This is a genomic window from Dolichospermum sp. LEGE 00240 (assembly GCF_015207875.1).
GTDB lineage: Bacteria > Cyanobacteriota > Cyanobacteriia > Cyanobacteriales > Nostocaceae > Dolichospermum > Dolichospermum gracile.
Genome location: NZ_JADEVZ010000099.1, coordinates 1 through 13466 on the forward strand (window position 1 = coordinate 1; position 13466 = coordinate 13466).

Consider the following 13466-nt stretch of genomic DNA (forward strand, 5'->3'; position numbering starts at 1 on the left):
CCCCAATTCCCAACCCCCCATTCCCAACCATGATAATAAAACTTCCTCCTATTCTTCCCGGTGAACTTGATTTAGTAGACATAAATAAAAAACTGCGTCAACATCAAATTATATTAGATTGGAGTAGTGTAATTTCTGCACCAGAATCACAATTAGAAATACTTTTAGATGGAATTGATTTAGAAAAAGATGCTGATTGGTTAGGAATAGATGGGGAAATTAGCGATCATATTGCTAATGACATTGCCAATTATACAAATAATCAGGAAAATAAACCTAAAAAATCTCGAACAAAAAAACAGAAAGCTACAAAATCAACTCCTCAAATATGGGAACAAAGTAAACTTTTAGAAACTCAATTTGTGCCATCTGAAGGTAAACAAACAGAAGGACAAGGTAGTCTTTTAGATGTACAGTTTGTACCTGCTAATAATGTTGTTATCGCAGAAGCAAAACCAGGACTAGCAGAGGAAAATATAAAACCTATATTGGAAGCAACGATACCCACAGCTTATAAAATTCGAGAAGAATTAGAAGCAGCAATAATAGCAGATTTACTCGGTCCTGCTGATGGTGAAAATGAAGAATTAGATGAAAAGAGTGTAAGCGATCGCTATTTAGTAGGACTACTTGCACCCCAACACCGTCGCATCACTGAAGAAACAATAGAAAAATCAACTCCTGCTGATGAAATAGCAAACGATGATGATAATAATTTACGGGAAGTAGATTGTTATTTACCCGGAAATAATGATGAATTAGCTATTAGTGGTAAAGGTACTGTGGAAGATGGTAGTACAGAAGTTAATGTCCCTCCATTAGAAACTATGTTTCCATCCTCTCTAGGAATGACATTTTGTGTTAATGGTACAGCTAAAGCATTACAAATTACCGCAGGATGGGGACAGTATCACCGCACTGATAGCAAAATCTTGACCAAAGTAGATGGTAAACTTAAAAAGGTTTGGAAACGGGAACAAATTCGCTCTAATTCTCCTACTATTCCTTTAATTGAGGGAGTAATTAATAATTGGATAGTTGATCCACAATATCCAGAAGTTTATGTCAAAGGACAAATCAGGAAACAAAGTAACGGTGATTTTATTGTCAGTTTATTTTTAATCAATGGACAAAGAGAAACTAAAGAAAAACGAGATGAGACTTGGTTATTTCAACCAGAATTAAGGGTTAAATCCGCCGATTCTCAACATCCTGATATTTTCTTAAAACGACATCAACCCCGATCATTAGGAAAATTAGATCCTGTAATTTATACTGAAGAAAAAACTATGGCCATGCTTTACCGTAAACAGGTAGAATTTGCCATTGGTCATGGTGTCAGTGTCCATGCGAAAACAGCATCAGGAACTAAAGAACGTGCTGTTGAATTATCAATTTCAGTAATTCCAGCTTATGAAGTTCCTAAAACCTCTCCTCCACAAGTAGACGAAATTCCCGAATTAGCAGGATTGGTTTTAGATATGCAAGAATTATCTAGAACTGCAACTGGTGATCTTGCTAATAAAATTAGTCCTTTAATTACAGCTTATCAGAGTTGGATTAATACCCAAAAACAACGGATATCTGACCCCGCAACCGGATTAACAGACTATGAAAATGAAGCGAAAACTGCTATTCAAAAATGTGAACAGACTTTAAATAGAATTAGGGAAGGACTGACATTGTTACAAACCGATGAAAAAGCAGCAGACGCTTTTCGGTTTATGAATCAAGCAATGTATTTACAGAGAGTTCATTCTATTTATTCAGAACAAATCCGTCAAAATAAAACCGCAGATTTACAGCAAATTTCCCTTTCTCAACCCCGATGGTTTCCCTTTCAGTTAGCATTTATTTTACTCAATTTACCTAGTATTACCAATTTACATCACCCAGATAGAAGTCATCCCCAGGATGCAGTTGCAGATTTACTTTGGTTTCCTACTGGTGGGGGTAAAACTGAAGCATATTTAGGTTTAACAGCTTATACTCTGGGTTTACGAAGATTACAAGGTAATATTGCGGGACGTTCTGGAGAGTATGGGGTTGCTGTTCTCATGCGCTACACGCTACGATTGTTGACTTTACAGCAATTTCAACGCGCTACGACTTTAATTTGTGCTTGTGAATCTATCCGTAAAACAAATGAAAGTAGATGGGGTAAAGAACCTTTTAGAATTGGTTTATGGGTAGGTCAGCGCACAACCCCTAACCATACCAATCAAAGCGAGGAATTTTGTAAACAAGAACGGGGACAGTATCAGCAAAGCGGTAGCGGTTCACCCCATCAATTAAATAATTGTCCTTGGTGTGGTACTAAAATTAGCCCCGGTAAACATATAAAAGTTGAATCTGTTGCTAAAGGAAGGGGACGGACATTAATATACTGTGGTGATGATTTAGGACGGTGTTTATTTACTGAAAAACAATCTCCGGGTGAGGGTTTACCCATTCTGGTGGTTGATGAAGAAATATATCGCCGTTTACCAAGTTTACTAATTGCTACAGTTGATAAATTTGCCCAAATGCCCTGGAAAGGTGAAGTACAAATGTTATTTGGTCAAGTAGATGGCTATTGTCAGCGTCATGGTTTTCGGTCTTCTGATATAGAAGATACAGATTCACACCGTAAAACTACTAATTTAGCTGCTGCTAAAACTATCCCCTTTAACAAGCTGCGACCACCAGATTTAATTATTCAAGACGAGTTACACCTAATTAGTGGACCTTTGGGGACTTTAGTGGGACTCTATGAAACAGCCGTAGATGAGTTAGCATCCTGGGAAGTTGATGGTAAAAAAGTACGCCCTAAAGTTGTGGCTTCTACGGCTACGATTCGCCAAGCACAAAGTCAAATATATAACTTATTTTTGCGAGATTTACAGGTTTTTCCTCCCCAATGTTTGGATGTGGAAGATAACTTTTTTTCCCGTCAACGTCAACCTAGTGAAATTAATCCCGGTAGGCGTTATTTGGGAATTTGTGCCACAGGACGCAGGTTAAAAGCGGTATCAATTCGCGTATATATAGCGATTTTATCAGCTTCCCAATTTCTGTATGAAAAATATGGCGATCGCGCTGATCCTTGGATGACCCTAGTAGGTTATTTTAATTCCATGCGAGAATTAGGGGGAATGAGAAGGTTAGTAGATGATGATGTGCGTATTCGTCTAGGAAAAATGGATCGTCGGGGACTAGCAAAAAGACTGAGAATAAATTTAGAAGAACTGACATCACGCAGAGACTCTACAGAAATTCCTGAGATATTAGACAGACTCGAAACCACCTTTGATCCGCAAAAAGATGCCGAAATTAAAGCCAAGCGGAACACAAAAGGGAACGCAAAACAAACAATTAATCAATTAGAACCATTAGATGTTCTCCTAGCTACTAACATGATTTCCGTAGGTGTGGACGTAAAACGGTTAGGTATTATGGCAGTAACAGGACAGCCAAAAAACACAGCCGAGTATATTCAAGCTACCAGCCGTGTAGGGCGGACATATCCAGGTTTAGTATTAACAGTGTATAATTGGGCGCGTCCTAGAGACTTATCCCATTATGAAAGATTTGAACATTACCACGCCACCTTTTACCAGCACGTAGAAGCCTTATCATTAACACCTTTCGCGCCTCGTGCCATTGATAAAGGTTTATCAGCATTATTTGTAGCGTTAGTGAGGTTAGCAGGTAAGGAATTTAATGGTAATGACCAAGTAGGAAGAATTGAACGCCACCATCCCTATATTAAAGCTGCAATAGAGACAATTTGCGATCGCGCCGGATTAGTAGGGGATGCTGAAACCCAGAAAATGGTAAAACAAGCACTAGAAGCCAAACTAGATATTTGGTTAAGCAAAGCCCAAAACATACAAGGTGGAGGTATTCTTAAATACCAAATAGCACAGCCGGACGGTTTAACCATAGAACTATTAAAATCAGCAGGTCGAGAAACCTGGCAAGATTTTACTTGTTTAAATTCCCTACGCAATGTAGAACCAACCGTAGGATTAATTTTACAAGACCAAGTACCCGACGACGACATTAACCGCCTTCCAGAAAAAATGACCAAACAGAAACAGAATTAGTAAACATATCCCCAATTCCCCATTCCCAATCCCCAATTCCCCATTCCCAATCCCCAATCCCCAAAATGTATAAATACAAAGTTGGCGAATTACGCCCCAGTCAAATATTATTTTCCTTCGGTGTCGGTGCTGTACTTGACCTACCCAACCTCTCAGTTATGGTCATGGGTTTAGAAGACTGGAACACTCAAAATGCACTCGAATTAAATGAACCAAGACTTTTAGCTGCTGTTCGTAAAGAATTAGGTTCACAAGTAAAACGACTGCTTTCACCTCCCACGCCTCCAGAAAATGTCACATCATCTGGTCCCTTTGATGAAGTCAACAGAATAGGAATCCCAGTCGCACATTTTCCTAGTTGGATGGTTTGCCCTAAATGTCATTTACTTGCTTCCCTAAAATCAGAACTTTTTCAATTCAAAGACAATCCTTACCGACCAGATCAAACTAAATATGTTCATAAAAATTGTCCTAAAAGCAAAAAAGAACCAACAGCCATACCCTCACGGTTTCTTGTTTCTTGTGAAAGAGGACATTTAGATGATTTTCCCTGGAGTTACTTTGTCCATCGAGGAGAAAATATTAACTGTAATGGCGCTTTGAGATTTGAAGAATATGGTGTATCTGGTTCTCCCAGCGATATTTTTGTAATATGCAGTTGTGGTCAACAACGCCCTTTATCAGATGCTTTTGGTGAAAGCGGAAAAGAAAATATGCCTCGTTGTCGCGCCCGTCATCCCCATTTACGTGACTTTGATGATACCTGCGACAAACAAATGAAAACCATTTTATTAGGTGCATCTAATAGTTGGTTTCCCATTACCCTTTCCGCTTTGTCAATTCCTGAAAGTTCCCATCAATTATTCCAAATAATCGAGCAATATTGGCACGTTTTAAATAAAGCTACCAGCCAAGATATTTTAAAAAGTAATCTAGATTTATTACAAGCGATCGGTCAATTCCCTGACTTATTAACCGAATTATCAAAACATCCCCTAGAAGAAATCTGGACAATAATTGAAGAAAAACAAAATCAACAAGAAAGTAATTCAGATGATAAAAATGCCAGGGACTTAAAAACTCCAGAATGGGAAATTTTTTCCCAAGCAGACCCCAATTTTAATACACCAGATTTTCAGTTAAAACCAGTCAAACCTCCTGCTGGCTATGAAGATTATTTTTCCCAAGTTGTATTAGCAGAAAGATTGCGGGAAGTTCGCGCCCTAATTAGTTTTACACGGATTCAATCACCGGGTGACTTTATAGATGAAGGGGAAATACTCACGGAACATTTAGTAGACTTGAGCCGTAAAAATCCTCAATGGGTTCCCGCAAGTGAGGTAAAAGGGGAAGGTATTTTTATTCAGTTTAACGAACAAAAATTGAGTCAATGGGAACAAAGTCAACTATTACAAGATTATCAAAATCGAGCTTTTGAAGCTCATAAACAGTGGTGTAAAATTCGTTCTCTCGACCCAGTGAAAATAACATTCCCTGGAGTTCGCTATATTTTACTACACTCTTTCGCCCATGCCCTCATGGGACAAATGGCAATAGAGTGTGGCTATAATGCTGCCAGTTTAAAAGAACGAATTTACTCCAAACGTCCTCAAGAAGAAGGTAGTCCAATGGCAGGTGTACTGATTTACACCGCAGCACCTGACAGCGAGGGAACTTTGGGAGGCTTAGTAAGTTTGGGAGAACCAAAAAAGCTGGGTTATCATATTGACCAAGCTTTAGAACAGATGCAGTTGTGTACTTCTGACCCCTTGTGTGCAGAACATACCCCTTTGAAGGGAACAACTTCTCTACATTGGGCAGCTTGTCATGGGTGTTTATTCAGTCCAGAAACCTCCTGTGAACGGGGAAATAAATATCTAGACCGTGCAGTTTTAGTTCCCACTGTACTAAGTGCGGATTTGGCTTTTTTTCCAGAGGTAAAAGTGTGAGTTCCTTGCCGTCATTGCTTTTAGCTCAGATTTACGCTTGTGCCAAGCAACTTCCACCGGGTAATTTTGTAAGGGCTAACATCTATCCACAATAATAGTATAGCGATCGCTCTGCTTTAGTCTAAACTCCAGTAGCCTACAATAGCCAATCAAAAATATATCAGATATGATATAAATAATAGCATGGACGAAAATGATAAACCTTTAATTTGGTTGCATGGTGAAATTAAAACTCCACCCTTCAGCCAAGAAGCACGGATAGAAACAGGTATACTACTCAGACGGTTACAGCAGGGTGAAAGCTTGGGAATGCCGCATTCAAAACCAATGTTTAGTATCGGAAAACACTGTTATGAACTACGGATTCGGGATGCGGACAAGAACTGGCGAATTATTTACCGAATTGATGATGATGCAATTTTGATTCTGGAAGTTTTCAATAAAACAACGAGAACAACACCAAGCACCGTTATTGACATCTGTAAAAAACGACTAAGCAAGTACGACCAAGATATACAAGATTAGTATTATGGATGAAGCTAAAAGAAAACGTCTAGAACAAAAAGGCTGGAAAGTTGGAAATGTTTCCGAGTTTTTAGAACTCACAAAAGAGGAAACTGCTCTGATTGAGATTAAATTAGTTCTTAGTCATAATCTGAAAGAACGACGACAGAAATTAATGACACAAACAGAATTAGCAGAAAAAATTCAATCCAGTCAACCTCGAATTGCTAAAGCTGAAAATGGTGATGCTTCCGTTTCTATTGAACTCTTAATCCGGGCAATGCTGGCCACAGGTGCAACACCTCAAGAGATCGGACAGGTAATTGCTCAAGTGGGGTAAATTTGTCAGGGCTAAAATCTATCCACAACAGTTGTTTGAACAGTGGTTCTAATTGCATAATTAATTCCCGAACAATCAACATGAATTAGATTGAGTGTTGTGGGTTAACCAAGCTTCTAAATCAGCAACAATTCCAGGGTGGCTTTTTGGTATGGGTGATCTAATGGTAACGCCTGCAACTCGATAATTGCTTGTGATTGTACGCTTCCCCTACCCAAAAGCCTCAACCATAAAGTCTCTGGTGTTTGTGGTAGTTGGTGTATTGCCACAATTGCTGAACGCATGGCATCTGCTAAAAAATGTACTCCCGATAACCAACCTTCTTTTTGGATAGTTCCAAAGCTAGATAAACGAGTTTCCGATATGGTGGGGGTTAAAATCCACAATTTAGGAATTTCTGACTCCTGAAGTTTGATTTTATTGGCTTTGGCTTCTCGTCGCAATGAAGCCTTGACTTCTAATAACTTGAGAATACAGTCGCAGATTTCATCGGTAGAAGCTGGATTGCGGTATGGTTCTATTATTGCAGGATTTTCGGCAAGTCTTCCTAGTAACCCCAGTATTTGTAATTTAGAAGTTTGTTGTTTTGCTGGTGTGAATAAAACATCTATTTCTTTAATTTCTCCTGAGACTTTTTCTGATGCTTTGACTTCCCCGTAATCTTTTAATAATTCTTCTAGATAGTCTTTGGCGAATTTATCATGTATAAACCTAGTCATTAAATTTTAATTTTGAGTAAAATCTGGGAAATAATTTAGACTTCTATTATATAGCAGTTATGAATTTTCCGTAAGAGGATGTTTGAAAATTTTTGTGTTGTATTGAATACTTTTAGATCCCCGACTTCTTTGAATGATGTTCATTATTGACAAAAAATTTAATTCAGAAGTCGGGGATCTTTCTTACCTGGCTTAACTTATATTCATTATTTGTTAATTTCTCTGATCATCTCTATAGCCTTTTGATAGTCTGTTTCCTTACCTTCTTTTTTATATATATTTGCGGCTGTTTGGAAATCTTTAATTGCAGCCTGTTTATCTCCTTCTCTTAAAGCATAACGGACAACTCCCCGCATCAAGTAAGCAGCATTGTTGGAATTAATCTTGATAATGTGATTACAATCATCTATTACACCCTGCTTATCTCCTAAATCATAAAACCTGACCAAGCTTCGCTGAAAGTAGGCATCGACATAGTTAGGATCAATCTTGATAGCCTGAGTGTAATCATTAACTGCACCCTGCTTGTCTCCTAATTCAGAACGGATAAGACCTCTGCCGTAGTAACAATTTGCATAGTTAGGATCAATCTTAATAGCCTCGGTACAATCCTCAATTGCACCCTGCTTATCTCCTAATTTATAACGGGCAATACCTCTTACTTTGTAAGCATCAGCATTATTTGGTTTCAGTTGCAATACTTGAGTACAATAATAAGAAGCACTTTGATAATCTTCTTTCTCATAACACCCTTCACTTAAGCGCATATATTCATCAACTTTAAAAGATATCAAACTCTCTAAATAGCTGCGTAAACCGCCAGAATAAAGCAATTCATCTATTCCCACCAAGGCTTTACTAGCAGCCGATTTAATCATATTAGTTGGTAAAAATCCCGCCAAAATCAGATTGTATTCAGCCTGAGCTTCGCTGACTTCTTCTTGAATTAAAATACAAACTAGAACTGTATTTTTTTCAATTTCTTCTTGAGTAATTGGCCATTGAATTTTATCAAAATTGCCATTACGGGCTTTAACTTGAATACCAATTGATGGATCAGAAGTTAAGGTAAAATCAACTTTTCCATCACCACCAATGCGCTTTTCATAGTCAACTTCTGTCACAAAATCAGCTAAACGGGATTTAACAACTTCCTCAGCTAACTTCCCCTTCATATTGTTGATAAAAACATCACGAATAGCGACGCGAGAAGTTCGTCTATATTTTTCAGCCATTTCCCAGCAAAAATCCCGTAATTGGTCTAACCTTTTGCCAGAAATGACAGTTAATTCACTATGCTGGCCTTTTTCGTCACAATGGAGTAATTTAGCAGATTTAAGTCTTTGAATAAAATCAGTCTGTTGTGCCTTGAGTGGTGTTGTCCAGTCCATATTGGTTTAAATAATCTATCCCTAAGAATAGTATAGCGATCGCCTACACCAATTCTGAAAGCGATAGCGAAGCGCTCCGTAGGAATCGCTACTTCCAGATGGCTCTTGACTTTTAGAAGAAATATGTCAAACTAATATTTAGATAAACTAACTATTTGAATAAGGAAGTAAATCCGACTCGTGACGAAACTTACGGGAAGAATAGAATCTGCGGAAATACCTGCACAAGTTCCAAAATCGGTAATATTGCAAACCTTGGAACTGACGCGCCGCTTTGAAAAATCAACAGCCGTTGATGCTTTAAATATCTCCGTTGCATCGGGAGAAGTTTTTGGTTTACTTGGCCCCAATGGTGCGGGAAAAAGTACAGTAATTAAGATGTTAACTACCTTGCTACCAGTCAGTAGCGGGAAAGCATACTTAGCCGGTTATGATGTGACTCGTCAACCTGATGCAGTTAGAAGAGTAATAGGTTATGTACCCCAGGCTTTATCAGCAGATGGTAGTTTGACGGGTTATGAAAATCTGTTAATATTCTCTAAATTGTATGATATTCCCCCTCGACGCAGAAAACAGCAAATCTCTGAAGTGCTGGAATTCATGGGTTTGGAAGATGTAGCACATCAATTAGTGAGAACTTTTTCTGGGGGAATGATTCGGAAACTGGAAATTGCTCAAGCTATTTTACATCAACCCCAAATCTTATTTCTAGATGAGCCAACAGTCGGATTAGATCCAGTTGCAAGAACACAAGTATGGCAACTTGTACAACAACTTCGTGTTGAGTACGGTACAACTATCTTTTTAACTACCCACTTTTTAGAAGAAGCGGATCATCTTTGTAATCGAGTGGTGATTATGAATCAGGGTAAAGAAATTATCACCGGTTCACCCGCAGATTTAAAAGCAGCTATTGGGAAACCAGACGCAACTTTAGATGATGTCTTCATCCACTACGCAGGAAATCAATTAGTATCAGGAGTGAGTTATCGTGAGACTGCAAGAACCAGACGTACCACTCAACGGTTGGGCTGAACCCAGATATAATCGCCCCAACGGGATTTTTGCTAATATCAAAGAACTATTTACCAAAACCCTGGTAATTACTGAATTGGAAGTGCGGAAACTCCGCCATGATCCTAGTGATTTAATTATCAGGGCTGTACAACCGGCTTTATGGCTGCTGATCTTTGGGCAAGTATTTACTCGGACTCGTGCTATCCCTACAGGTAATATACCTTATCTAGATTTTATGACTCCCGGTATTTTGGCTCAAAGTGCGTTATTTGTGGCCATTTTTTCTGGGGGAATGACGTTAATTTGGGAACGCGATTTAGGCATTGTTCATAAATTTCTGGCCGCACCCATCCCCCGCGCAGCCATTGTTTTGGGTAAAGGTGTAGCTTCTGGTGTGCGTTGCTTTTCTCAAGTGGTGTTTATTTACCTCTTGGCTTTGTTATTAGGTGTACACTTAAATCACAATCCTTTGGCTTTTTTACAAGTAGTTTTGATTGTGTTTTTAGGTGCTGGTTGTTTTTGTACTTTTTCCTTAATTATCGGTTGTTTGGTGAAATCACGAGAAAGATTTACAGGAATTGGGCAATTAATCACCATGCCGTTGTTTTTTGCTAGTAATGCCATCTATCCTATTTCCTTAATGCCCAGTTGGTTAAAGCTCATTTCTCACTTGAATCCTTTGACATATCAAGTGGATGCTTTACGGGGTGCAATGCTGGCTAATGGCTCAAGTATTTATGGGTTCGGGTTAGATTGTACAATTCTCTTGCTAACATTAATAGGTTTAACCTACATCTGTGGCCGACTTTATCCACAGGTGGCAATGTAATCTGGAGAAAAACGGTCTTATGAGTTTGGATAAACCCTCTGAAGAATGTGCCGCTAGGGTGATGGAAACTGTCCCCTTATTGATGCGGTTTATCCGAGCCGAAATGCGATCGCACAGTTCTGACTCTTTATCTATACCACAATTGCGATCGCTCGCTTTTCTGAATCGCAATCCCGGCGCTTCTTTATCTGAGGTAGCAGATCATTTAGGTGTCACCTGTGCTACAGCATCAACAACTATAGAAAAATTAGTGCAACGTAATCTGGTGCAAAGGACAGATAATCCTCAAGAACGACGACGAGTAGTCCTGAATTTGACGAGAGAGGGAAAGCTCTTATTAGAGCAATCCCAGGAAAAAACTCGCGGGGAAATTGCGGAGATTCTGGAGGGTTTGACACCTGAACAAGTATCAAAAATTGAAGAAGGGTTAAGTCTACTAAAAAATGTCTTCGAGCAAACAGAAACCAACTCACCATAACAGCAAGGCTGCACAACACGATCCTTTGGCAGCCATGAGATTTCGAGATTATCGGCTCTTTACCATTGGGCGTGTACTCCTCTTCACGGGTGGACAAATGCAGACCGTCGCGCTGGGCTGGGAGCTATATGAGCGGACAAATTCAGCGATGGCTTTAGGGGGAATCGGTCTGGCACAGGTTTTACCAATGATTGCCCTAACTTTGATTACGGGACACGTTGCTGATAAAAATGACCGGAAAAAGATTACTTTATTGGCAATGCTGCTATTAATGTTTTGTTCTCTAACTTTAGCGGCTATTTCCTATTATCAAGGTGCAGTTTTTCTAATTTATGCTTGCTTATTATTAACAGGTGTAGCTAGGGCATTTCTCAAACCTGCGGGTGATGCGCTGATGTGGCAGTTAATACCTACCAGTGCTTTTACTAATGCAGCGACTTGGAATAGTAGCAGCTTTCAATTAGCGTCGGTAATTGGGCCAGCTTTAGGGGGATTTAGCATTGCTCTTTTTAGGAGTGCCACAGGAGTATATATATTATCTGCGATCGCTGCACTATCATGTTTTTTCCTCACCGCAGCCATAAAACCCCAAAAAACCAACTTTAAGAAAGAACCAATATCTCTGAAAACCCTAGTTGCTGGGGCTGAATTTGTTTGGAATAATCAACTCATTCTCGCAGCTATTACTCTAGATTTATTTGCAGTTTTGTTGGGTGGTGCTGTAGCATTATTACCCGTCTTTGCAAAGGATATTTTGCACGCTGGTCCGGTGGAATTGGGCTATTTACAAGCAGCCCCGTCCATAGGTGCATTAATTATGGCGGCATTGTTGGTATATTTGCCACCTATTCGTAAAGCCGGGACAGCATTACTTTGGTCGGTTGTCGGGTTTGGGATTGTGACAATTATTTTTGGGTTATCTCGTTGGGTGTGGCTGTCGTTGTTGATGTTGGCATTAAGTGGGGCGTTGGATAGCATTAGCGTGGTAATTCGTCATACTTTGGTGCAAATTCGCACTCCTGACCATTTGCGGGGTCGAGTGGCGGCTATCAATAGTGTGTTTATCAGTGCTTCTAATGAGTTGGGAGGTTTTGAGTCTGGTTTGACTGCGGCTTTATTTGGTCCAGTGTTTTCTGTGGTTGGTGGGGGTATTGGGACGATTTTGGTGGTGGTTGCGACAGCGATGATTTGGCCGGAAATTAGGAAGTTGGGTGCGTTGCATGAGGATTTATAGGGGAAAGTATCTCACGCAGAGGCGCGGAGAGGAAGAAATGCGTTAATATTATATGATCTATGTAGAAAATATGGCGTTGCTGATTAAGGGTATGAATTTTAGTCTCACGCAAAGGCGAGGCAGCGCGGTCTTGGGGGTTTCCCCCATGAGCGACTGCCGTAGCAAAGACGCACTGAGGTTTGAGTTTTAAAGGTTCAATTTGGGAATTTCATACCTCGATTCAGCAACGCCGATAAATAGTTTATCCATTTTTTCTTTTGTTTTTATTACCAAGTTTCACTTTCTCACACCATGTCCCTTTTAATGCTACTAATGCGCCTCTGCGTGAAACAAAAAAACAATATTCATGTCCGAATCACAGTAATTCTACGTTGATTTTCTGTCACCACCACCTCAGTTGACAAACGTTCTTCCATTGGTAAAGCATTTTTGCGCCCATCAAACACAAATAACCAACCAAAATCTAACCCTAAACGGGCTAAATAGGATTCTAATTGTTCAGTACCATCAGTTTGGGGATCGCGTTTTTTATCCCTCCACACCTTTAACTCAATCCCTAAAATTACATCTTTATAACGCAGACATAAATCCATTCTGTCACTACCAATTGCATATTCCCTTTCCAAGACTCCACCACCATTAACCACACGATGTAAAAAAGCCATTAATACTATATGCGGAGCGATTTCATGGTAAACAGCACTACTTAATAATGGTTCTCCATGCTGTCGCCAAAACTTGAGAAATGCTTCCAGTAAAGCATCTATGTTTAACTCACCTTTTGGAGTCTTTAGAGGATGTTTGAAAAGTTTTGAGGAGTCAAAATTTATGCCAATCGCCTGATCATGATACGGATCATAGCTAGATAGATAAAAGTCTCTGATGTTTCAGGTAGTAACTCGTAGTCTCTGACTAAT

The 13466-nt window shown here is 39.4% G+C and carries 9 protein-coding genes and 3 pseudogenes; 8 read left to right on the plus strand and 4 right to left on the minus strand.

The features are described 5' to 3' along the window. Positions 1-29 precede the first annotated feature (29 nt). From drmA to IQ226_RS22465, 4 genes are all read left to right on the plus strand, one after another. The gene (gene drmA / locus IQ226_RS22450; protein ID WP_193899099.1) at positions 30-4088 is read left to right on the plus strand and encodes a DISARM system helicase DrmA; all 4059 of its coding nucleotides are present in this window, start codon (positions 30-32) and stop codon (positions 4086-4088) included. Positions 4089-4153: 65 nt separating this feature from the next. Further along, positions 4154-6037: a DUF1998 domain-containing protein gene (drmB, locus tag IQ226_RS22455; RefSeq protein WP_193899100.1), complete on the plus strand. Its 1884-nt coding sequence runs from the start codon at positions 4154-4156 to the stop codon at positions 6035-6037. 183 nt (positions 6038-6220) lie between these two features. Continuing rightward, positions 6221-6562 carry a type II toxin-antitoxin system RelE/ParE family toxin gene (locus IQ226_RS22460; RefSeq protein WP_193899102.1) on the plus strand — a complete coding sequence of 114 codons (342 nt, stop codon included), beginning with the start codon at positions 6221-6223 and terminating at the stop codon, positions 6560-6562. A 4-nt stretch (positions 6563-6566) separates the two neighbouring features. Next, entirely contained in the window at positions 6567-6881 is a 315-nt protein-coding gene (locus IQ226_RS22465; RefSeq protein ID WP_027401240.1) for a helix-turn-helix transcriptional regulator, read from the plus strand. Positions 6882-6912: 31 nt separating this feature from the next. On the opposite strand, the pseudogene IQ226_RS22470 reads toward IQ226_RS22465, so the two are convergent. Continuing rightward, a pseudogene (locus IQ226_RS22470) lies at positions 6913-7600 on the minus strand (hypothetical protein); the annotation flags it as partial. A 206-nt stretch (positions 7601-7806) separates the two neighbouring features. Then, positions 7807-8991 carry a tetratricopeptide repeat protein gene (locus tag IQ226_RS22475; RefSeq protein ID WP_193899104.1) on the minus strand — a complete coding sequence of 395 codons (1185 nt, stop codon included), beginning with the start codon at positions 8989-8991 and terminating at the stop codon, positions 7807-7809. A gap of 180 nt (positions 8992-9171) precedes the next feature. Between IQ226_RS22475 and IQ226_RS22480 the strand changes: the two genes are divergently transcribed. Genes IQ226_RS22480 through IQ226_RS22495 form a run of 4 tightly spaced genes read left to right on the plus strand, consistent with a single transcriptional unit; the run spans position 9172 to position 12549 of the window. Then, positions 9172-10026, plus strand: coding sequence for an ATP-binding cassette domain-containing protein (locus IQ226_RS22480; RefSeq protein WP_193899107.1), 855 nt, complete (start codon positions 9172-9174; stop codon positions 10024-10026). Then, positions 9983-10837, plus strand: coding sequence for an ABC transporter permease (locus IQ226_RS22485; RefSeq protein WP_193899109.1), 855 nt, complete (start codon positions 9983-9985; stop codon positions 10835-10837). Before IQ226_RS22480 ends, IQ226_RS22485 begins: the two co-directional genes overlap by 44 nt. A gap of 19 nt (positions 10838-10856) precedes the next feature. Continuing rightward, complete coding sequence (locus IQ226_RS22490; RefSeq protein ID WP_193899110.1) at positions 10857-11315, plus strand: MarR family winged helix-turn-helix transcriptional regulator; 459 nt, start codon at positions 10857-10859, stop codon at positions 11313-11315. Next, a complete protein-coding gene (locus IQ226_RS22495) occupies positions 11281-12549 on the plus strand; it encodes an MFS transporter (RefSeq protein WP_193899112.1) in 1269 nt (422 codons plus the stop codon). The genes IQ226_RS22490 and IQ226_RS22495 overlap by 35 nt, the downstream gene beginning before the upstream one ends. A 344-nt stretch (positions 12550-12893) precedes the next feature. On the opposite strand, the pseudogene IQ226_RS22500 reads toward IQ226_RS22495, so the two are convergent. Together IQ226_RS22500 and IQ226_RS22505 are read right to left on the minus strand one after the other, a co-directional pair. After that, positions 12894-13337, minus strand: a pseudogene (locus tag IQ226_RS22500) (ATP-binding protein); the annotation flags it as partial. 38 nt (positions 13338-13375) lie between these two features. Then, positions 13376-13466 (minus strand): annotated as a pseudogene (locus IQ226_RS22505) (IS5/IS1182 family transposase); the annotation flags it as partial.